This is a genomic window from Acinetobacter tianfuensis, from assembly GCF_003611465.1.
GTDB classification, from domain to species: Bacteria; Pseudomonadota; Gammaproteobacteria; order Pseudomonadales; family Moraxellaceae; genus Acinetobacter; species Acinetobacter tianfuensis.
The window spans coordinates 1-22,569 of the sequence record NZ_RAXV01000028.1 but is presented as its reverse complement, the minus strand read 5'-3'; the positions used below and the strand labels follow the sequence as shown (position 1 = coordinate 22,569).

20 protein-coding genes and 1 pseudogene are annotated in these 22,569 nt (G+C 43.7%); 14 read left to right on the top strand and 7 right to left on the bottom strand.

Going from position 1 to position 22,569, the window contains the following annotated elements; translation table 11 throughout:
- Window positions 1-155: 155 nt before the first annotated feature.
- From D7V32_RS12360 to D7V32_RS12325, 8 genes are all read left to right on the top strand, one after another.
- Complete coding sequence (locus D7V32_RS12360; protein WP_120403160.1) at window positions 156-557, top strand: RcnB family protein; 402 nt, start codon at window positions 156-158, stop codon at window positions 555-557.
- Window positions 558-778: 221 nt separating this feature from the next.
- Window positions 779-1,138 (top strand): RcnB family protein, encoded by a 360-nt coding sequence (locus tag D7V32_RS12355; RefSeq protein WP_120403190.1) that lies wholly within the window; start codon window positions 779-781, stop codon window positions 1,136-1,138.
- A 153-nt stretch (window positions 1,139-1,291) separates the two neighbouring features.
- The gene (gene argA, locus D7V32_RS12350; RefSeq protein WP_171407654.1) at window positions 1,292-2,638 is read left to right on the top strand and encodes an amino-acid N-acetyltransferase; all 1,347 of its coding nucleotides are present in this window, start codon (window positions 1,292-1,294) and stop codon (window positions 2,636-2,638) included.
- Between the two features lie 336 nt (window positions 2,639-2,974).
- Window positions 2,975-3,937 carry a sulfonate ABC transporter substrate-binding protein gene (locus tag D7V32_RS12345; protein ID WP_120403158.1) on the top strand — a complete coding sequence of 321 codons (963 nt, stop codon included), beginning with the start codon at window positions 2,975-2,977 and terminating at the stop codon, window positions 3,935-3,937.
- A gap of 100 nt (window positions 3,938-4,037) precedes the next feature.
- On the top strand, window positions 4,038-5,207 hold the full coding sequence (ssuD, locus tag D7V32_RS12340) for an FMNH2-dependent alkanesulfonate monooxygenase (protein WP_120403157.1): 1,170 nt from the start codon (window positions 4,038-4,040) through the stop codon (window positions 5,205-5,207).
- A 1-nt stretch (window position 5,208) separates the two neighbouring features.
- Window positions 5,209-6,024, top strand: coding sequence for an aliphatic sulfonate ABC transporter permease SsuC (gene ssuC / locus D7V32_RS12335; RefSeq protein WP_120403156.1), 816 nt, complete (start codon window positions 5,209-5,211; stop codon window positions 6,022-6,024).
- A 14-nt stretch (window positions 6,025-6,038) separates the two neighbouring features.
- The gene (locus D7V32_RS12330) at window positions 6,039-6,842 is read left to right on the top strand and encodes an ABC transporter ATP-binding protein (protein ID WP_120403189.1); all 804 of its coding nucleotides are present in this window, start codon (window positions 6,039-6,041) and stop codon (window positions 6,840-6,842) included.
- Window positions 6,843-7,157: 315 nt separating this feature from the next.
- Window positions 7,158-7,775 (top strand): TetR/AcrR family transcriptional regulator, encoded by a 618-nt coding sequence (locus tag D7V32_RS12325; protein WP_120403188.1) that lies wholly within the window; start codon window positions 7,158-7,160, stop codon window positions 7,773-7,775.
- Between the two features lie 73 nt (window positions 7,776-7,848).
- On the opposite strand, the gene D7V32_RS12320 is transcribed toward D7V32_RS12325, so the two are convergent.
- Window positions 7,849-8,415, bottom strand: coding sequence for a phosphorylase family protein (locus D7V32_RS12320; protein WP_120403155.1), 567 nt, complete (start codon window positions 8,413-8,415; stop codon window positions 7,849-7,851).
- Between the two features lie 255 nt (window positions 8,416-8,670).
- Window positions 8,671-9,787, bottom strand: a pseudogene (locus tag D7V32_RS12315) (TDT family transporter).
- A 207-nt stretch (window positions 9,788-9,994) separates the two neighbouring features.
- Here D7V32_RS12315 and ribF point away from each other — a divergent pair.
- The 6 genes from ribF (at window position 9,995) to D7V32_RS12285 (ending at window position 17,740) form a co-directional block, all read left to right on the top strand.
- The gene (ribF, locus tag D7V32_RS12310) at window positions 9,995-10,999 is read left to right on the top strand and encodes a riboflavin biosynthesis protein RibF (RefSeq protein ID WP_120403154.1); all 1,005 of its coding nucleotides are present in this window, start codon (window positions 9,995-9,997) and stop codon (window positions 10,997-10,999) included.
- A 60-nt stretch (window positions 11,000-11,059) separates the two neighbouring features.
- Entirely contained in the window at window positions 11,060-13,906 is a 2,847-nt protein-coding gene (gene ileS, locus D7V32_RS12305) for an isoleucine--tRNA ligase (RefSeq protein ID WP_120403153.1), read from the top strand.
- Window positions 13,899-14,441, top strand: a complete 543-nt coding sequence (gene lspA / locus D7V32_RS12300) for a signal peptidase II (RefSeq protein ID WP_120403152.1) — start codon at window positions 13,899-13,901, stop codon at window positions 14,439-14,441. The genes ileS and lspA overlap by 8 nt, the downstream gene beginning before the upstream one ends.
- Complete coding sequence (locus D7V32_RS12295) at window positions 14,434-14,916, top strand: FKBP-type peptidyl-prolyl cis-trans isomerase (protein ID WP_120403151.1); 483 nt, start codon at window positions 14,434-14,436, stop codon at window positions 14,914-14,916. Before lspA ends, D7V32_RS12295 begins: the two co-directional genes overlap by 8 nt.
- Before the next feature lie 105 nt (window positions 14,917-15,021).
- The gene (locus D7V32_RS12290; RefSeq protein WP_120403150.1) at window positions 15,022-15,564 is read left to right on the top strand and encodes an NADPH-dependent FMN reductase; all 543 of its coding nucleotides are present in this window, start codon (window positions 15,022-15,024) and stop codon (window positions 15,562-15,564) included.
- Between the two features lie 1,060 nt (window positions 15,565-16,624).
- Window positions 16,625-17,740, top strand: coding sequence for a TauD/TfdA family dioxygenase (locus tag D7V32_RS12285; protein ID WP_228200215.1), 1,116 nt, complete (start codon window positions 16,625-16,627; stop codon window positions 17,738-17,740).
- Window positions 17,741-17,999: 259 nt separating this feature from the next.
- Here the strand turns inward: D7V32_RS12285 and D7V32_RS12280 are convergent, their stop codons facing one another.
- The 5 genes from D7V32_RS12280 to D7V32_RS12260 all read right to left on the bottom strand — a co-directional run bounded on the left by D7V32_RS12280 (window position 18,000) and on the right by D7V32_RS12260 (window position 22,227).
- Window positions 18,000-18,311, bottom strand: a complete 312-nt coding sequence (locus D7V32_RS12280; RefSeq protein ID WP_120403149.1) for an ankyrin repeat domain-containing protein — start codon at window positions 18,309-18,311, stop codon at window positions 18,000-18,002.
- Window positions 18,312-18,369: 58 nt separating this feature from the next.
- Window positions 18,370-18,732, bottom strand: coding sequence for a hypothetical protein (locus tag D7V32_RS12275; protein ID WP_120403148.1), 363 nt, complete (start codon window positions 18,730-18,732; stop codon window positions 18,370-18,372).
- Window positions 18,733-18,735: 3 nt separating this feature from the next.
- A complete protein-coding gene (locus D7V32_RS12270) occupies window positions 18,736-19,167 on the bottom strand; it encodes a hypothetical protein (RefSeq protein WP_120403147.1) in 432 nt (143 codons plus the stop codon).
- Between the two features lie 106 nt (window positions 19,168-19,273).
- A complete protein-coding gene (locus D7V32_RS12265) occupies window positions 19,274-20,614 on the bottom strand; it encodes an aromatic acid/H+ symport family MFS transporter (protein WP_407641550.1) in 1,341 nt (446 codons plus the stop codon).
- Window positions 20,615-20,862: 248 nt separating this feature from the next.
- A complete protein-coding gene (locus D7V32_RS12260) occupies window positions 20,863-22,227 on the bottom strand; it encodes an MFS transporter (protein WP_120403145.1) in 1,365 nt (454 codons plus the stop codon).
- Window positions 22,228-22,569: the final 342 nt, after the last annotated feature.

Sequence of the window (22,569 nt, the reverse complement as noted above, 5' to 3'; positions counted from 1 at the left end):
TTGGCAAGCATTTATAAGTCAGCAGATTTGACGCATAATGTCCTTATTATCTCTGCTTTTTTTAAAGAAAAATCTATCTTTCTTCACAGTTTCTCTGCATTTTTTGCGTACAGTAACTGCAGTGAATAACTAAACATCTTCTATGAGGACTCAACATGAAAAAGATTTTGATTGCGTTTGCAATGTCTTTCAGTGCTTTGATGGCAAGCAGCCTGACTGCTGCGGCCCCTCACTTTGATCAAGACGGTTATGATCATCCCCGCGGCAAAGGCAATGCTTATGGTAAAAAAAGCCGTGATTTTGATGAAGATGACGACGATGACCGTAAAGATATGCGCCGCATGCGTGAAGAACGCGGTGTCAAACGCTTGCAGCAGCACAAATGGCAGCCCGGCTATGTATTGCCGCAGCATTACCGCGGCAATGGCTATAAAGTGGACTACCGCGATCAAAACCTGCCAAAGCCTGACCGTAGGCAGCAATGGTACAAAATCAATAATGACTATATTTTAGTCAACTCAGAAACCAACAGTATTATGCGCATCATGGGTCTTTAAGCCCCTATGCGCTATCTGCCCAACAATGTTTGGGCTTTTTTTGTTTTCGGGGTTTATTTTTTAATAAGAAAATCTATAAATAAATGATTTATTTTAAAATCTCCGCAATCCCTTCACAAATTTCACAATTCAACTAAATTCCCCTCACGCTTTATCTAAACTTTCCCGCTAATTTGAAGCTATCGAAACATATACGCTTCAACAGAATGAAGGTGAAAGAAATGAAAAAAATTCTAACAGCAGCGGCCATTGCATTGACTGGTTTAATATCTGCTTCAGCTATGGCAGCCCCTGATCACCGCTATGATCACCAGCAGTCCTATGCACATCAAAAACATCATGACTCACGCTGGGATGAGCGTAAACACAATCACTGGCAACAGTCCCGTGTTAATCCAAGCCGCGAATGGCGCAAAGGCCAAACTTTGCCGCGCGCTTTCAACTCATCACAGTACCGTGTCAGCGAGCGCGAAGCGCGCCGTTTGCCAGATACAGGCCGCTATCAGCAATGGTACAAAATCAATGGCGACTACGTACTGATCAATAAACGTAACGACCGCATTGTACGCATTATTGGCTAAACAGCGATTGCTGCCTCCCCCTTTCCCTAGAAAAACACCTGCTCAAGCATGCTTGAGCAGGTGTTTTTTTATGCGCAGCGCTGCATTTTTTTTTCCACTGCAGTATTTTTTCATTAGAATCAGAATCAAGACAATAACCGTATAGGCATGCATATGAATTCTATCGAAACCGATCAAAGCACAACCCTGCAGTATGTGCATTGGTTTCGGCATTCTGCACCCTATATTAATGCGCACCGCGGTAAAACCTTCGTCATTATGTTTGATGGTGAGGCCGTTCAGCATGCTAATTTCCAGCATATTATTCACGATATTGCGCTGCTGCACTCTCTCGATATCCGCCTCATTTTAGTCCATGGCGCACGCCCGCAAATTGATCAGAACTTAAAAACCAGCGGTATTGTCACACCATTTCATAATCATCGCCGCGTCACTACCCGCGAATCACTCAGTGCAATTATGAATGCTGCCGGATCAATCCGCCTGCAAATTGAGGCGCTGCTGTCTATGGGGCTGGCAAACTCACCGATGTACGGCGCACGCATAGACGTGATTTCAGGCAATCTCGTCACCGCTAAACCTTATGGTATCCGTGACGGCGTGGATTTCCAGCTTTCAGGTGAAGTCCGCAGTATCGACACAGATGCCATACAGCGCCATCTGGAGAGTCAAAATATTGTACTGCTCGGCCCAGCGGGCTATTCAACCACAGGCGAAGTCTTTAATTTGCTGTCAGAAGAAGTTGCAACAAAGACCGCAATTAGTCTGAAAGCCGATAAACTGATTTTCTTAGGCAAAGGCCATGGCCTAATGAATGAACACGGCAGCCTGCAGCGTGAAGTCGCGCCGCACCAGCTGGATGAACACATTTTGCAATATCAAGATGCAAATCCAGATATCGCGCTGCATTTACGCGGCGCGAAAACGGCTTCGCTGCAAGGTGTCAACCGCGTTCACTTGATTTCCTATGAAGAAGACGGCGCTTTGCTGGAAGAACTGTTCACCCGTGACGGTTCAGGCACGATGATTACCGATGCGCACTATGAAGAAGTGCGCATGGCGAATATTCAAGATGTCGGCGGTCTGATTAACTTGCTGCGCCCCTTAGAGGAAGAAGGAATTTTGGTCTACCGTTCACGAGAGCGTTTGGAAAATGAAATAGATCATTTTGCTGTCATTGAGCGTGACGGCACCATTTTAGCCTGCGCTGCGCTGTATCCGATTCCAGTTACAGATGGTGAACTGCGTTCCGCTGAAATTGCCTGTGTTGCAGTACATCCGAGCTATAGAAAATCGAACCGCGGCAGCCAAATTCTGCACTTTTTAGAAGAGCGCGCCAAAGGCCTGAACATTCAGCAGCTCTTTATTTTGACCACCCGCACGGCACATTGGTTTTTAGAACAAGGCTTTGAACAAGCCAGTGTAGATGACCTGCCAAATGCGCGCCAAGCGTTATATAACTATCAGCGCAACTCCTTAGTCTGTAAAAAGCCGCTTTAAAACGGCTTTTTACGATGCATATTTATCTGAATTTTGCATAAGCTTATTGTTAAATTCAGCACATGTTTCCAGCATGCCTATCCACCTATGTGCATAAGCTTACCCAAAATACAGATTTAAAATATTTAACTTTAAATTTCAATTGTTTATTTAATAAAATCCAAACAAGAATAGCCGCTGCCTCAGCAAAAAAATGCATTAGTTATGCTGTTTTTCATTTATCTTTTTTATTCATTAGAACTTTAAGTTTTCTTATTTTTTTCGAAAAATAAATTTCTTTAGCTTATGACCATCACAGTTACTTGCAGCATTGCAGTTTGGTCAGGAGCTTTTTTCATGAGTATTCACAGCACACATTTTTGGGCAAAAACACTGCTTCTGTCTTCAGCCGCTGCCGCCCTTATGATGCTGACAGGCTGTTCAAAACAGCAAACAGAAGAACAAGTAACACTAAATATCGGTTTTCAAAAATATGGCCTCTTGCCTATTTTAAAAGAACGCGGCGTACTTGACGAGGCGCTGCAGAAACAGGGTGTAAATGTAAAATGGGTCGAGTTTCCTGCAGGACCGCAGCTGCTTGAAGGTCTAAATGTTGGGAGTGTAGCTTTTGGAGAGGCGGGTGAAGCGCCTCCCATTTTTGCACAGGCAGCCAACTCAAACTTAGTTTATGTGGCCAACCAGCCTGCAGCACCGAAAGCCGAAGCGCTGATCGTGCAAAAAGATTCAAAAATTCAACGTATTCAGGATTTAAAAGGCAAACGTGTCGCATTGAATAAAGGTTCAAATGTACATTATTTGCTGCTGAAACTGCTTGAAGCCAACCAGCTGACCTTAGATGACATCAAGGTTGTGTATTTGCCGCCTTCCGATGCCCGTGCAGCCTTTGAAAAGGGCGCTGTGGATGCATGGGTCATTTGGGACCCTTTCTTTGCAGCTGCAGAGCAGCAAATTGGCGCACGTGTGATTGCAACTGGCGACAGCCTCGTCAGCAACCATCAGTTCTATCTGGCAGACCGCAAATTTGCAGAAGCGCATCCTAAAGTGATTCAAGCCATAGTAAATGAGCTGAATTCATCTACATCGTGGGTAGATGCCAATCAAGATGAAGCAGCCAAATTATTGCAAAAGCCTACGGGCCTTGATTTCAGCATTTTAAAGTCATCCATTTCCCGCATGGGCTTTGGTGTCACGCCAATTTCAGCTCAAGTTGCCCAAGAGCAGCAGGCTGTGGCAGATGCCTTTTTTGAGCAAAAACTCATCCCGAAAAAACTCAATATTGACGCTGCAATTATTAAGTAATTTTAACTAATTTTTTATTTGTCAGTGCTGAATAACTGGGCCTTGAGCCAAAAAATCAGCCTGTTTGATGACCGAGCTAATTCAAAATTAAGGAACTGAGATGAAAATTTTCTGGTTTATTCCAACACATGGCGACAGCCGTTACCTAGGTACAACTCAAGGCGCTCGCCAAGTTGACCATGCCTATATGAAACAAATTGCAGTCGCTGCAGACAACCTCGGCTATGAAGGTGTACTGATTCCTACAGGCCGTTCATGCGAAGACCCTTGGCTGACCGCTGCCAGCCTGATTGATGCAACCAAGAACCTTAAATTTTTAGTGGCGCTGCGTCCTGGTGTAACAACACCTGCACTCACAGCACGTATGGCGGCAACATTTGACCGTTTGTCTGGCGGCCGCATTTTGCTGAATCTGGTCACTGGCGGTGATGAACAGGAACTGCAAGGTGACGGTGTATATGAAGACCATGCAACCCGCTATCAAACAGCAGCCGAATACACCACGATTTGGCGTGAAATTTTAACCCGCTCACACACTGGCGAAAGCTTTAGTTTTCACGGCAAACGTCTAAGTGTAGATGATGCCAAACTGCTTTATCCGCCTGTGCAAAAACCGTATCCGCCACTATGGTTCGGCGGCTCATCAGATGCAGCAGTCGATTTAGCCACAGATCAGGTCGATACTTATTTAACTTGGGGCGAACCGCCCGCTGCAGTAAAAGAAAAAATTGCTGCCGTACGTGAAAAAGCGAAAGCCAAAGGCCGTGAACTGAACTATGGGATCCGCCTTCATGTAATCGTGCGTGAAACCAATGAAGACGCATGGAAAGCAGCTGAAGAGCTGATTCAATATGTCGATGATGCAACCATTCAAGCGGCGCAAGCAAAATTCAAAACTATGGATTCTGTAGGCCAGCGCCGTATGGCTGAGCTGCACAACGGTGACCGTACAAAATTGGAAGTGTCTCCAAACTTATGGGCAGGTGTCGGCCTTGTCCGCGGCGGTGCAGGCACGGCTTTGGTTGGCGATCCAAAAACTGTTGCAGCGCGTATTCAAGAATATGCAGACCTTGGCATCAGCACCTTTATTTTCTCCGGTTACCCGCATCTTGAAGAATCTATCCGTTTTGCAGAGCTGGTGTTCCCTCTGCTGCCGCTGGAAACCCGTCAAAAATTAGTACAGCCGAACCTGACAGGCCCATTCGGTGAAATTGTGGCAAACCACTACACGCCAGATGAAAGCAAAAAGTACGCTGAGGAGCCGGCTTAACATGTCCAAAACAATTTCTGCTGCAACTTTCCCTAAAAAGAAAGTTTCACGTGGAACACAGATCGGACAGCGTTTGCTGCCTTGGCTGGTTCCTATTGCCCTGATTTCAGTCTGGCAAATCGCTTCTGTCAGCGGCATTTTGCAAAGCCGCGTGCTGCCCGCGCCAAGTGCCGTTGTCAGCGCTTTTTGGAATCTGCTGATCAGCGGCGAACTTTGGAAACATGTTCAAATCAGCGCTGGACGCGCTTTGATGGGCTTGCTGGTCGGCGGCGGTCTAGGCCTATTGCTGGGCCTATTAAACGGCTCTTCGAAAACAGCATCGACACTGCTTGATACCACACTTCAAATGATTCGGAACATTCCAGCACTGGCTTTAATTCCGCTGGTCATTTTATGGTTCGGCATTGACGAAAGCGCCAAACTTTTTTTAGTTGCCGCCGGTGTGTTTTTCCCTGTTTACATCAATACCTATCACGGTATCCGCTCAGTTGATCCGCAGCTCATTGAGATGGGAAAAAGCTATGGACTGACACGCTGGCAGCTGTACAAAGACATTATTCTGCCGGGCGCTATGCCTTCCATTTTAGTTGGCCTGCGTTTTTCATTGGGTTTGGTTTGGGTATTGCTGATTGTTGCAGAAACCATTTCAGCACAAGCAGGCATTGGCTACATGACGATGAATGCACGTGAATTTTTGCAAACCGATATCGTATTGGTTGGCATTTTACTGTACGCCCTGCTGGGAAAACTGGCTGACGTTTTAGCCGTCACATTAGAAAAATACCTGCTGCGCTGGCACTCAGGCTATCAAAAATAATGAAGGAACAAATGATGACTGATTTAAGCATAGGCCGTCATGCCGATGAAACGCCTGCACAAAGCAGCCCCTCCTCTGACATTAACCCCAATGCGGTCATAGGGGCGGAGATTCATATCGAACAGCTGCACAAATTTTATGGCAGCGTCAAAGTGCTGGAAGATTTGGACTTGCATATCCAGCAGGGTGAATTTATTGCCATCGTTGGACGCAGCGGCTGCGGTAAAAGCACCCTGCTTCGCCTGATAGCAGACTTGGAGCAGCCCAGTTACGGCGAAATCAAATTTAAATCTGCACGCCATTTACGTGAAGGCATTACTTCAGACGACATCCTTGTCATGTTCCAAGATCCGCGCCTGCTGCCATGGCGCAGTATTGAACAAAATGTGCAGCTGGGCCTAGCTAAAGAACAGCATGCCAATGCCTCCAGCATGCTGGAGAAAGTCGGCTTAAAAGAAAAAGCAGCGCTTTGGCCTTCACAGCTTTCTGGCGGCCAGCGTCAGCGTACAGCCTTGGCCCGCGCCCTTTCACATCAGCCGCGTATTTTACTCTTGGACGAACCGCTCGGCGCTTTAGATGCATTGACTCGTCTGGACATGCAGAACCTGATTGAAAAACTTTGGACCGAACAGGGCTTTACAGCCATTTTGGTGACACATGATGTCAGTGAAGCTGTAACGCTAGCAGACCGCATTATTCTGCTAGACAAAGGCCGCATTACCTCTCAATTCATTGCAGATTTACCGCGTCCGCGTCAAAAAAGCATTGCGTTCAGCCAGCTGGAGCAGCAAGTTTTAAATGCGGTGCTTGCAACCTGAGTCATGATTTAACCGTCAGCGCCCATAATGAACCACCCAATTATGGGCGCGGCAAAGCCTAAAACTTATTCTCAAAAAATGTCAGGCTTATCTTCTATGTCTGCAGCATCTATACAGTCTTATGAATAAAAACTATCATTCTTTAAATTATAAATAATTTTTTTATTTGCATTTTCCTAGCCATGCAAGGTAATTTACAAGCTTATCTAAAAAATAAATTGTCAATATTCATAAAATTACAAAGTTTGATTGTGCACAAGTCTGATGATTTGCCGTACAATTCCCGATCCCCCTTTTGATTGTTTTAAAGTGCTAATGGAACAAAAAAAGAGTACCCAAAAACGCAACCAGCTCTTAAGTGCTGCTCTAGATGTTTTTTCCGTCTATGGATTTAGCGGTGCAAGTCTGGATGAAATCGCGCAAATTGCAGAAATGCATAAATCGAATATTTTCTATTATTATGAAAATAAAGAGGCGCTTTATGTCGAAGTTTTAACCACTGTTTTGCAAAAATGGCTCGCGCCGCTGCAAACCCTTGAAGCTGATTTAGAACCTGAAGAAGCAATTACCAATTATTTGATTCAAAAAATTGAAGTCTCTCGCACTCAGCCTAAAGCTTCCCGCTTATTCGCATTAGAAGTGATTCAAGGCGCGCCGCATATTCTTGAGATTTTAAAAGGCCCATTGAAAAAGTTGGTAAAACGCAAGGCTAAGGTCATCAGCAACTGGCAAGAACAGGGTAAAATTTCAAAGGATATTGATCCTGAAATCCTGATTTTTAATATTTGGGCAGTGACGCAAAACTATGCGGACTTTTCAACGCAAATAGAAATGGTGACGGGTAAAACCCTGCGCAACCGCAGCATGCACCAGCGTGTGATTCAGCACACTGTACACATGATGCTTTACGGCGTAATCCCCCGCAATCCATAAGGTTTGCCTAAAGGTAGATAATGATTGGCATTCGGCCATAGTCACATATGGCCGCCGACCTTTTTTATAGTATTTATTCCACTGTCTGATATAACGATAATAATTTTTTTGCACCCAGCAGTAAATTTTCTTCCCAGTCCAAATGCGCCGTATCGTTCGCGCCATCCGTAATATATTTAACCGACACCAAACGCACTCCCAGCTTCTTGCACACTTTTGCCAGCGCGTAGCCCTCCATATCAACTAAATTGCATGGCACTTTCGGCATGCCGGTTTCAAAGCTGTCTCCTGTCCCGCAAACCCCTTGCGGCAAATGCGGAAAATAGGACTCTAATACAATTTCAGCAGGATAGTCATGGTCCATAGGGGTCACACCTACAGCAAAGCCCAGCGGCGATACATCCATATCCCGCTGCACAAACTGCATCACTTCAACCAAAGCATGTGCGTCAAAATGCGAACTGCCTGCGGTTCCTAAATTCAGCAATACGCTGCAGCCAGTTTTCTGAATAACTTCAATGGCTTTAAAAGCAGCATTAACTTTGCCAATACCGCTGTAATGCACATCAATGCCCGCTTGTTCAAATAAACCCTTAGATTCACTCGGCAGCGCCATAATTAATGCAATTTTCTGGCTCATTCGCCCCTCCTGACAGATGTTGCAGATCAAACCTGCACTCATATACCATAATTATCCGGCATTTGCTTTGTGAATTCCGCCGTTAAACGCAAGCTGCGCTTCATCTGAACAGACATAATAGAGTTTACAGCAAAGCTGATGCCGGTGATTCAACATAAGGCGCGGCCCTTAGGCCGTGCTGAATCGCACAGCTCCATCATGTTCAATATATAAACAGCCCCATGCGTTAAACCATCAAATGCACAGGGCCTTATCTCAATGCTGCTCTAAATAGCTTTTAAGACAGGGTGAAAAGAATAAATGCCCCTGATAAAACCCCTGAGCAGTTTTGGCAGCCACCAGTGTCCAAAGCAGCATTAAAACCGCAGCAAGCACATAAGCAGCCATATAGATAAAATCAAAATGCAGCTGCTGCGCCAAGTTCAAAACCGCGAGCGTGAACACCCCAAGAGGAAATGTCAGCCCCCACCAGCCAAGATTAAACGGCAAATCTTTTCTGGCATGATGCAGCGTGGTCATGACTGCAATACCTAACCACCAAAGGCCGAAACCCAGCAAAATCAGACTGCCGAAAATGCCTGCATAGTGAAATAGATGGCCCATTTCCGCATAGCCAATACTTGCCAGCACTGCAGGCGCTTGAGCGCCCAGCAGCAATAATGCCAAAGCGCCTGTGCCTATAGGGCCAATTGCCAGCCAGCTCTTTGGCAGGCAGCTTATGCAGCGCTAAACGCAGCATCAAAATGCTCAATATGGCAAAAGCAGGTAAAACAGAAATACCCCACAGCACATAACTGCCCAGTAAAATACCGGCTGCATGCGCATTGGCAGGCAAATGCGCAACCAACATCCCTCCGCTGCTGGCAGCAACTTCACATGCGACAATCGGCAGCAGCCAGACTGCCGTCATGTTTTGCAATTGGTGTTCTTGACGCTGAAACATCATAAAGGGTACCAGCCATGCCGTCGCAATAGCCAAAATGACATCGGCATACCAAAGCATCTCAGCCCAAACCATCACACCGCTGCCGTAAATGAACTGACCATATTTAAAAAAGCCATTGATAATGGTCGCCAGCGCCATTGGAATAGCGCCAAGAAACAAGCACATCATCGGGTGCTTAAAAATTTGTTTCGCTTCCGCAGGATAATAGATCCAGCGCAGCGCATATAACACGCTGAATAAGATAAATAGCAGGATATTGAAATGCCAAAGCGCCGCGCCAGCTGACCATGTGAACCCCAGCAATACAGGAAATTCTGATATAATCAGCGCAGCCGCGCCAGTACCCATGCAGACCGTAAACCAATTCGGCGTAAACTGACGGATCATCGTATGAATTGGGGTCTGTGAAATGCAGACTTTTTGCATGTCTTTATTCTCTTTAAAGAAGCTGTGCTTATCATAGCCAAACCCATAAATAAGAAAAATTGATTAATATTTATTTTTAGAATCAGTTTTACTTATATTTAAAACTAAACTTCAGATTTTTTTTGACTAAAAACACAACAACAAGACGAATGCTCAAGAATATGGCAATATATAGCCCTCAAACATTTTCAACGATTTAATTCGCCCATGAAGCTGCTCCGTCTGAATGCTTTAGCGCCCAACTTAGAATTCCCCAAAACGGCCCTAACTATTGGCAATTTTGATGGGGTGCATGTGGGTCATCAAGCAATGGTCAGCCAGCTCAAAGATATTGCCCAGCAGCAAAACTTAAAAACGGCAGTAATGATTTTTGAGCCGCAGCCGCTGGAATTTTTTAAAGCGTATGATGCGCCGCCGCGTATTTCATCATTGCGTGAAAAGGTTGAATATTTAACGCAGCTTGGCGTGGATTATATTGTTGTCGCGAAGTTTGATAATGAATTCCGCAACCTTAGCGCTGAAGCCTTTTGCAACATCTTAAAATACAAACTCAATACGCAAAGTTTAGTTTTGGGCGAAGACCATCACTTTGGTAAAAACCGTCAAGGCAACAGCGAATTTCTACGCCAGCACGGCTTTCATGTAACTGATTTACAAAATATTGAGGTCGATGGTGAACGTGTCAGTTCAACCTTAGTACGGCAAACGCTGCAGGCAGGCGATTTAGCCCATGCAGCGAAATTATTGGGCCGTCCGTACAGCATTACTGGACGTGTGCAATATGGCGATCAAATTGGCCGCACGATTGATTTCCCAACCATTAATGTGCGCTTAAACCGCCATAAACCCTGCCTGAATGGCATTTATGGCGTGGAAGTGATATGTGAAACAGCATCTTTAAAAGCCAAAGTACAGCAGGACAACCCTGCTTATCTTGGTGTTGACGGCTATGACCCGACTGCCCTATTCGGCGCAGGTCATGTCGGCACCCGCCCTGCGATTAAGCATGTGCATCCAGAATGGCGTTTAGAAGTACATTTTCCCAATGTTTCTGCTAATCTGTATGGCCTGTTAATGCGGGTGACGTTCCTCAACTATTTACATGGTGAAAAGGACTATCCGTCGCTTGAAGCCTTAAAAGCGGGAATTGATGATGATGTCGAAAAACTTCTTGAGTTTCGGCAAAATACCCCAGCATTTCCGTTTAATTAACCCTATTTTTTATTGTAAAACGCGTCCGTCTCAGACGGATTGAATTGGATGACAACTTGCATGAGCGATAAGCAAACTCCTGAAAATGCAGTGGACTACAAAGCCACGCTAAACCTCCCAGGTACTGACTTTGCAATGAAAGCAAACTTAGCAGTACGTGAAGCGAAATGGTTAGAAGAGTGGTATGCCGACAACATTTATCAGCAGATTCGTGAGTCGCGTATTGGCAAGAAAAAATATGTGCTTCATGACGGCCCTCCATACGCAAACGGTCAAATCCATTTGGGTCATGCGGTCAACAAAGTTTTAAAAGATATTATTATCAAAAGCCGTGTCATGGATGGCTTTGATGCGCCATACGTACCAGGCTGGGACTGTCACGGTCTGCCAATCGAACTTAAAGTTGAAGAAAAAGTCGGTAAAGTTGGCGTTAAAGTTGATGCCCCTACTTTCCGTAAAGCATGCCGTGAATATGCATACACACAAGTTGAACTGCAAAAGAAAGACTTCGTGCGCATGGGCGTGTTCGGTGATTGGGACAATCCTTACCTAACAATGAACTTCAAGCAAGAAGCAGATATCGTCCGTTCAGTTGGCGCAATTGCTAAAGCAGGTCACATCGAGCCGGGTCTTAAGCCTGTAAACTGGTGTTTAGACTGCGGTTCATCATTGGCTGAAGCTGAAGTTGAATACGAAGATAAAAAATCTGACGCAATTGACGTCGGTTTCACTGTTGTTGATTTAGCAGATTTATCGGCACGTTTAGGTGTACAAATCGCGGATCGTACAGACATCGTGATTTGGACAACAACACCTTGGACCATGCCTGCCAACCAAGCTGTGGCACTGCATACAGACCTAGAATATCAATTGGTTAAAGCAACAGGCGAAGACAAAGCGGCGCAAAACTTCATCCTTGCAAAATCATTGGTTGAGTCTGCAACGACGCGTTATGGCTTCACTGCATTTGAAGTCCTTGCTGAATTTACAGGTGCAAAACTTGAAAATCTTGTTCTGCAGCATCCTTTAATTGCTGAGCGTCAAGTGCCAGTGATCTTGGGTGAGCACGTCACAGACGGCAGCGGTACAGGCGCTGTACATACCGCACCGGGCCATGGTGTGGACGACTATAAAGTCGGCTTACAGTACAACTTGAAAGTTGAAAACCCAGTTGGCGGCAATGGTGTGTATTTGCCAACTTCACCTATTTTCCCGGGCGAGCACATTTATAAAGCCAACCCCAAAATTATTGCAGCATTGACTGAAGCAACCAAGCTTTGGGCGCATGTCGTGATTAAGCATAGCTACCCGCATTGCTGGCGCCACAAAACACCAATCATTTTCCGTGCGACACCGCAATGGTTCATCAGCATGGATGCGCAAGGCTTACGTCAAAATGCATTAAACGCCATTGAAAATGACATCAGCTTTGTACCGGATTGGGGTAAAAACCGTATTCAAGCGATGATCGAAGGCCGTCCTGATTGGTGTATCTCACGTCAACGGACGTGGGGCGTGCCAATTCCATTCTTCGTTCATAAAGACACCAATGAATTGCACCCGCGTACACCTGAGTTGATCGAAGACGTTGCGAAACTGATTGAACAAGAAGGTATTGATGCATGGTTCAACCGTGAAGCCAAAGACTTCATTGGTGATGACGCTGAACAGTACAATGCAATCCGTGACACGCTAGACGTATGGTTCGACTCAGGTACAACGCATTATGCAGTACTTCGTGAACGTGAAGAATTGACTGATCCTGCTGATTTGTACCTTGAAGGTTCAGACCAGCACCGCGGCTGGTTCCAGTCTTCGCTTTTAACTTCTATTGCGATCAATGAACGTGCGCCATACAAAGGCTTGCTCACACACGGCTTCGTGGTCGACGAGAAAGGCCGTAAGATGTCGAAGTCTTTAGGCAACATCATCACGCCGCAAGACATCATTAAAGATATGGGTGCAGACGGTTTACGCTTCTGGATCGCATCTGCGGATTACCGCTATGAAATGACCGCTGGTAAAGAAATCTTTAGCCGCGCGTCTGACGGCTACCGCCGTATCCGTAACACACTGCGTTTCTTATTAGCAAATCTCAATGGTTTCGAGCCATCGACAGATTGCTTAGCAGCAGATGACTTGATCGCATTGGATCAATACATCTTACAGCGCGCAAACGAAGTTCAAAAAACCATTCAGCAAGCATACGAAGATATGAACTTCCATATCGTAACCAATGCTTTAACCAACTTCTGTATCAACGACTTGGGCGGTTTCTACTTAGACATCATCAAAGACCGCCAGTACACAACGAAAGCAGACTCTCAAGCCCGCCGTTCTGCACAGACTGCGCTGTATCATTTGGTTCAAGCTTTTGTTCGCTGGATGTCGCCAATCTTAAGCTTTACTGCACAAGAAGCTTGGCCTCTGATCCCAGGTCAAACTGAGAAATACGTATTTACGGCTGAATGGTATGACATCCCTGCTGCATCTGCAGCAAACGTATTGACAGAAACTGAATGGCAAACGCTTATCTCAGTAAAATCTGCAGTAAACAAGTTTATTGAAGCTGCGCGTGCAGAAAAAACCGTTGGCTCGAACTTATCTGCAAAAGTTGAACTTTGGGCATCTAGCGAATTAAAAGCAGTGCTTGATAAGCTAAGCGACGAACTTCGTTTCGTTCTGATTACATCTCAAGTCATTGTCAATGAATTCGATGCTGCGCAAGGTGAAGCATCTGATCTTGAAGGCTTGAATGTGCACGTTTCAGCCGCAGACGGTGAAAAATGTGTACGCTGCTGGCATGTACTGCCAGATGTGAATACACATTCATCACATCCAGGTTTATGCGGCCGTTGTATTATCAACCTTCCTACAGGCCAAGGCGAAGAGAGAAAATATGCCTAATCCGCAAGATAAAAAGGGCTTCTTTCAATTCTACCCGCACAATTTAGTGTGGGTGGGTTTATCCATTGCTGCGATTATTTTGGATCAATGGACCAAATGGATTGCAAGCACACATCTGAACTATGCAGATCCTGTGCCTGTACTGCCCTTTTTAAATTGGACATTACTGCATAACTATGGCGCAGCCTTTAGTTTCTTGTCCGATGCCGGCGGATGGCAGCGTTACTTCTTTACCTCCCTTGCAGGTTTAGTGTCTGTTATTTTCGTATTTTGGCTCATGCGTATGCCAAAAACCGTGAAAGTTTTGCCGCTGGCAATTGCCCTTATCTTAGGCGGTGCAATCGGCAACTTAATTGACCGCGTGGCATTAGGCTATGTGGTCGATTTTATTCACGTGTACTACAGCAACAGCCACTTTCCTGCATTTAATATTGCAGACAGCGCCATTACACTTGGCACTATCTTATTGTTGATTGATACCTTCTTCCTTGAGAAGCAGCGTATTCAGCGTGCGGAAGCGCAAAAAAATGACTGATTTTATTCATCCAAACGAAGAAACACGCATTGAAGACGGCTCTAAAGTTGAGCTTCACTTTTCAGTTGCGATTGAAAATGGCGTAGAAATTGACAATACCCGCAGCCGCGCAGAACCTGTCAGTCTCGTTATGGGCGACGGCAGCTTACTGCCTGGTTTTGAAAAAGCCCTGTTCGGTTTACGCGCAGGTGACCGCCGTACTGTCAGCTTGCCGCCAGAAGATGCCTTTGGCCCTTGGAACCCTGAAAATGTACAGAAGTTTGACACTGTAAAATTTGAACAGCGTCCAATTGAAGGCCACATGATCGAGTTTGAAGACAAAGCCAAACAAAGCTTATATGGCGTGGTAAAAACCGTCGGTGAAGACATCACTGAAGTGGATTTCAACCACCCGCTTGCAGGCAAAAATATTACTTTTGAAGTTGAAATCTTCAAAGTCACGCCAGCTGGCCAGCAAGGCATTAAAATCATGTAAGGCCACAGCTAAAAAAGCACCTGAAGGTGCTTTTTTATTATTTACAGATCAAGACCATACAAAATTTACAAATTATTTTAATTTTCAAAAATCATCGAGAAGCTTATGAATATCCAAATTATTGTGGGCAGCGTACGTGAAGGCCGCACTGCATTAAAAGTTGCAGAATGGATTCAGTCTCAAATCAAAAGCTATGAATTCAGCACAGTTCAGTTTGAAATAGTCGATCTGAAAGAATGGAATCTGCCTTTTTTTGCAGGCGCTCACGCACCTATGTCCGGTATCTATGATCAGCCCAAACAAGTGGAATGGGCAGCACAAATCAGCAAAGGCGATGCTTTCATTTTCATCAGTCCTGAATATAACCATGGCTACAGCCCGGCTTTAAAAAATGCGCTCGACTATATTGGCAAAGAATGGGCTGGAAAACCGGCTGCCTATGTAAGTTATGGTTCGACCAACGGTTCACGTTCAATCGATCAAATCCGTCAAGTCGCAACCCAGTTAGGCTTGGTTGACACCAATGCTGTAGTGGAAATCCGTGATATTTTTTCCCGCAACCGTGCAGAAACATTTGAAGGCAATGAATTTGACAACAAAGCCCTAAAAGCAGCTTTTGATAAACTGGTGAAATACGTCAGCGCATAAACCATGCTGTAAGCCATAGCTTACAGCAGCTGCAGATATTGACCACTTTTCACTTATTCACTGTATCGCTAATATAGGATTCATAGAGAGACAGGAAGTCTCCAAAGCCTAAAACAATAATGATAAGCAGGATAGACGCAGGAAGCATACGGTACGACAGGAGTTATACCGCTAGAATGAATCCGAAAAAGCCTCGACAGGATGTCGAGGCTTTTTTCGTTTAATGCTTATATGTGCTTAGCTCAAATTTCTTTATTTTTCTCGCCATACTCATCTGCAGAGTCATACCGTCTTTCTGTAAATTTCTGCTGCGTTAGCAGCCTATTCTGTAAGCTTTAACGTACATAGCTTGTCCAGTTTGTCAGCTATCCAGCTGATCATCAAACCGCTATAGTTAATCCATAGCAAGACAGGATGTCTTGAAAGAAAAATAAAACAGCAGGAAGCTGAAAAAACTAAAAATAGAGAATAAAAGATAATTACAGCAAAATGATACGGCAGGAGCCAGATCAGTAAAAGTACACAAAAAAGCCCCGACAGGATGTCGGGGCTTTTTTTATAGCGCCGCTTCAATCATCTACCGACGCCTGAATGCTTTATGCAGTATCAATTCATTTCAATATATGAAACAGTCTCAGTATCGGTGTTATATCCGAAATTTTTATAAGCAGAATAAATCTAATATTTTGTAATTACTATAAAATTCAATGTATTAAAAATCATAAAAAAACTGTAATTAAAAAACAGCCGCCAATGTACGCTTTGGCTTACACCATATGCAGATATTTGAGGCTAGGCACTGCAAGTCTTCCAGCTTATATTTAACCCATACAAGACAGGATGTCTGAATAAGAATAACAATAAATAAGCCGCTGGATGCTGCAAGGTACAACAGGAGTTTTACCTACAAAGGAATCTAAAAAGCCTCGACAGGATGTCGGGGCTTTTTAATGTCTAAGTTTTATCTTTACAGCTGCAGTTTGTCGTAAAGTCACAGTTTCAGCATAAAATGAACAGCGTTTATGCAAAACTCTACTTATAATTTTCATACGTTTTGCGCATGCTGACTCATAATGCAGCGCATCTGCCGAAGGATTCGGCAGCCACAATAAAAACAAAGAGAGAAGAATACATGCAGCCTCAGCAGCATTTTTTAAACGACTATGCCAAAATTTTTTCTGCCGCAGATGAAAATCACAATTCAGAAGCATCACTTGCACAATATATTGGCTCACACCGCCAAGAGCTTTTACAGCAGCTGCACGAATACGGCATTTTAATTTTCCGCGGTTATCAGATTGAGCGCCCTGAACAGTTCCAAAAACTGATTGAACAATATTTTCAGCTTGAACCGTGGAATTCATTTAACCCCGATATGCCCGGCTGGGCCGCATCTTGGATGCGTAAATACAGCGAAGGCATCTTAGGTGCAGGTGACTACCGCCGTTATTTAGGCCGTCATACGGTCCAGCTGGGACCAGCAGAAAATTCAGTTCAAGGCCCGCATGTAGAAGGCGGTGTCCGCTCTGAACGTTCCCGCTACATTGCCCTGTTTTGCCAAGAACCGTCTGTCTATTTAGCAGAAACAGGTTTTAATAACTTAGAACGTATCTGGCAAAATTTCCCCATTGCTTTACAAAAAAAATATCTCGGCGCATGGAATCATTTTTCTTATATTTCTGCCCGTAAAATTAATCCGATTGACCGCCTATTGCTGAAAAAAAGCCCTTTCAGTTTAGAAATGCGTAAAGATAAAAAAGCCAAACTGACACTGCAGCGTTCCCCTTTTGTCATTCATCACCCAGATACGAAAAAGCTGGCAGTGCAGCCATGGGCTTTTGCCAATAATACCAACCCCTTTGCCCATCAAGCGGCGCAAAACTGTTTTGAAAACCGCGGCAGCTTAGACATTGACTCTACTGCTGACGGCATGCAGCTGACTTGGGAAATTTATGATCAGCAAGGTCAAATCATTGAATGGACGGATGAAGAAAAACAGCAGTTTTTCCAAGCCTTGTACAAAGATGCTTTGCTGCTGCAGTGGCATAAGAGTGATGTTGCCATTGTAGATAATGTCAAAATTGCGCATTGGCGTATGAATGGTGAACAAGGCAACCGCAAGCTGATACAAATTCAGGCTAATATGTTTAATGCCGATGACCATTACGCAGCTTAACTTTTGCTAAGTAGCTAATTTTATTATGTACGTATTTGCTTACAGCAGATGGGGAAATCAGCAGCTAGGCAGGCGGTTCAATTTAGCTTAATTTGTGTTTATCAGGAAACAGGACGTTTCCAAACTTGAAAAAAAGAATAATAAGTTGATGCACCAGGATGTGAGGTACGACAGGAGTTTTACCTAGCTTACGAAATATCGAAAAGCCCTATCAGGAAGATGGGGTTTTTTCGTATCTGCGCTATTCATTTCAAGCGGTTTATAAGCTCTTTAAAAAGTTCACGACTTCTGTCTGTTCTGCCATTTCTGCAAGCTCTAAGGCCGTATAAGGCGCTTTATGCTGCAGGTCTGCACCTTTGTTCACCAACAGCTTAACAACGTCCAAATAGCCGTTTTCTGCGGCTGCTTGCAGTGCGCTGTAGCCTTCGTCATCGGTTTGGTTGACGTCTACACCATTTGCTAGGCTTTTTTCGACTTCGGCTGCTTCACCTAGAGATGCCCAATACACCAGTTCAGGCAGGTGAAGTTCGTCATCGTCTTCAGGGATTGGGGAGATGGAGTTGAGTTTCATAATACTTTCACTAACTTTTTAATAACTTGATTATGTTCTAAAGAAATATCAATTCAACTTAAAATGGTAAATCACTAATAATATCGTCTAATACTGAATCCATCCCAAAAACCTTTTCTTCAAGAATAGTGAATAACTCTTTAAAACTATCTAAAGACTCTTTAGTCGCTAAATCTTTAGACGAATAATGAATCATTTGAACATACTCCCACTCATGATCTAAAGTATTTACTAGCTCATCCAAAGATTGCGTGCCTGGGTAAAACCATAATGAATACTCATCTAGATTTACTTTTCTCATCGACCATTTATATTTTTGATTGTAAAGAAAAAAATATTCTTTACTTGTACTAGCTAAAACATTTGTAATTAATTTTGAATTACTTATCATTGAATTTACAGCTTGAATAATTTTTGACATTTATTACTCCAATGGTGATGCAACTGAATTTACTTGCATGTTTCTTAACACTTCACGAATTTCACTAATGATTGAGCGCTTTCGTGGTTCATCTAAATTTCTACTAAGCGCCAATTTTTCTATCTTAGAAATTAACTCATCAGAACTCTGAACAATTTTTCTATTCCCACGCATCTGCCCTACAATTTCATGCAAAATATTTCTAATTTCTTCTAGTTCTTCAGGCTTTTTAGCAGAATACTCATTAAGACGTTCTATTTTTGCTTTTAGATCAGTTAAAGTTAATTGAAATGACCAATTTAGTAATAAATTAAAAGCTATTTTAATTTCACTCGCCTTTGAAAAGAAAAGCCATATAGCGATTCCAGATGCAAAAATAGTAAAAAGGTTAGCCATAAATGAAACTATACTTTGCACAACTAACCAACCTCCCATTTATCCCTCATATTTTTTTTAATATGCTTTAAAATACTACAAATCAAAATAAATACATAATAAAAAAGCCCCCTTTCGGAGGCTTTTCTTTTTAAAGAATCAGAACTTAAGCTTTAGCAGGCTGCGCCGCTTCAACTTTGTCAGAGTCTGTGTCATGCATAATCAGTGCAACCGCAATTGCCGTGATCAATACAGGTAAACCAACCGCAATAAAGTTAAAGTGCGCCGGCAAATTCATGCCTAGCAGGCCGCCAATTAAGATTGGGCCAATAATCGCACCCATACGGCCAATAGCAGATGACCAGCCAATCCCTGTTGAACGTACAGCCAATGGATAGAACTGCGCTACATAGCTGTACAGCAGCATTTGCGAACCAATAGATGCAGCACCTGCCAAGAACACTAAAATGTAGAGCAAGAACTGGTTAGACTGGAAGCCCATTAAGCTCATTACAATAGCGCCCATTATGCCCAAGAACATCAATACTGGCTTCAAGTGGAAACGGTCAGCCAAAATACCGCCGCCGACAATACCGACAACAGCGCCTACATTCATCACCATCATGAACATTAAGCTGTTATCCATAGAATAGCCTGCAGCCATCATCAGCTTAGGAAGCCAGCTGCTAAGCGCATACATCGTCAGCAAACAAGTAAAAAATGCAATCCAGAACAAGATGGTATTCAGGGCGCGGCCGCGGCGGAATAGGCTCATCACACTTGCAGATTCAGGCACATCAACCGTATTTAATTCAAATGTTGTTGTCTCTTGTACAGTAACTTTAGGATCTAGCTGACGAACAATTGCACGCGCTTCCGCCTGACGGTTTTGCTGCACAATGAACGTTAAAGATTCAGGTAAAAATTTCCAAATAATCGGCAATAACAATAATGGAATACCTGCGATAAAGAACATGATTTCCCAGCCAAAACTTGGCGTAAACCATGCACCTAATAAAGCAGCCATGACACCGCCTACTGCATAACCGCTGAACATGCCTGTCACCAAAGTACTGCGCATTTTTTGCGGTGCATATTCAGAAGTTAATGCCACGAGGTTTGGCATTACACCGCCAATACCTAGACCCGCAAGAAAACGTAAAATAGCAAATTCAGTTGGATTTGAAGCAAAACCGCCAGCAAAAGTTAAACCGCTGAACAACACGATACAAATCATGATGACTTTTTTACGGCCAATTTTATCAGCTAAAGAGCCAAAAATCATGGCGCCAAACATCATCCCTGCCAATGCCGTACTTGCAAGCATTCCCGCTTGCATGGCACTTAAACCCCACTCTTCCATTAATAGGGGTAAAACTACGCCGTTAATTGCCAAGTCATAGCCATCAAATAAAATAATGAGCAAGCACCAAGCAAGAACTTTAAAATGGAATCCTGAAAATTTTGCGTGATCAATAATATCATTCACATTTACTGCTTTAGACATTATTCACCTCCTGTGAAGCTGTGTTGTGTTGCACTTTAACTAGCGCCCTTCAGTTTTAAATTTTGCGTGTTAGAACAAAGCTGAAGCCATTTACTAAAGTAATTTTAAGCAATATTCACATAATTTATGGTGTCATAAAAATTCAACATTAGTCTAATTATTCGTAATTTATAGTAAAAATTTGCATTAAAAAACCTCCAAAATTGGAGGTCTTTCTACATATTTTTTAAAATAGCTTAAAAATCTATTTAAGTCTTAATTGATTTATAAGCTTTCTTTGGAACTTTTACCGAGTCAACATCGGCTGTACGCTCTGTGCGTACAATCAGCGCCACAGCTATCGCTACAATTACTACAGGAAAACCGACTGCCATAAAATTAATTTGATGCGGCAGTTCCATTCCCAAGAGCATGCCAATCAAGATCGGGCCAACAATTGCACCGCTGCGGCCAACCGCAGAAGCCCAGCCAATGCCTGTAGAACGCACAGATAACGGGTAATATTGCGCAACATAACTATAGAGCAATATTTGAGAACCAATCGCTGATGCGCCTGCAACAGCAACCAGCAGGTAAATAACCGGCTGCGGAGATTTGAAGCCCAGCAGCGACAGCGCCACAGCCCCCGAAAGACAAAGCGTAATAATCACGGGCTTTAAGTGAAACTTATCAGCCAAAATACCGCCGCCGACAGTGCCTATCACGGCACCAATGTTCATTGCCAGCAAGAACATCAAACTGCTGCCCATTGAATAGCCTGCAGCCATCATCAATTTTGGCAGCCAGCTGCCCAAAGCATACAGTGTCAGTAAACACATAAAGAAAGCCAGCCAAAACAACAGTGTACTGCCTGAACGGCCTTGCTTAAATAAGCTGCTGACAAATGCAGGTTCTGCAACTTTCACTTCAGTCAGTTCCAGTTTTGCATTCAGCTGAATATTCGCTTCAGGCTCTAAACGCTGCAAAATAGCACAAGCTTGTTCATTTTTTTGCACCTTCACTAAAAAAGTCAATGACTCAGGTAAAAATTTCCAAAGCAGCGGCAAAAGCAATAATGGAACACCGGCAATGAAAAACATGATTTCCCAGCCAAAACTTGGCGTAAACCATGCGCCAAACAGCGCCGCCATGACACCGCCCACCGCATAGCCGCTAAACATTGTAGTTACCAAAGTAGCACGCAGGCGCTGAGGTGCATATTCAGAGGTCAATGCAACCAAATTTGGCATGACACCGCCTATGCCCAAACCAGCCAAAAAGCGCAGCAAACCGAATTCTGTCGGGTTCGATGCAAATCCTCCAGCAAAGGTAAAACCGCTGAACAGTACTACACAAATTAATATCACTTTTTTACGGCCAATTTTGTCAGCCAATGTGCCAAACATCATTGCGCCAAACATCATCCCAGCCAGCGCTGTACTTGCCAGCATACCGGCTTGTACAGCTGTCAGTGACCACTCTTGCATGAGCAGCGGCAGCGCTACGCCATTGATTGCCAAATCATAGCCGTCAAATAAAATAATCAGCAAACACCAGAACACAACTTTAAAATGAAATGGTGTAAATTTAGCTTCATCAATTACTTGATTGACATTTAATGTACCTGTTGTCACAGCTCACCTCCTGTGAGTTTAAATTTCTTTGCTGTTTTGCTCAGATTGGCCGTGCAATTTATTTTTATTTTTAATGTTTTAAAGCCAAGACCCAATATAAGGACGCTATTTCAGCACAGGGTAAAAACAGCAGACACGCGACAAAAGTCTAAAAAACAGGCAAATTACTGCACCTATGCGTTCAGTTTTTCTACAAAATAAACTGTATTTTGAGCACTTCTGTGCTTAATTTTTGTCTAAAAATATGAATTTATAAAATATAAGTGCACAATACTGCTTCTATTTTTTTGCATAAAAAAAACACCCTCTGCCTTTTGACAGAGGGTGTTTTAAGAATAATGA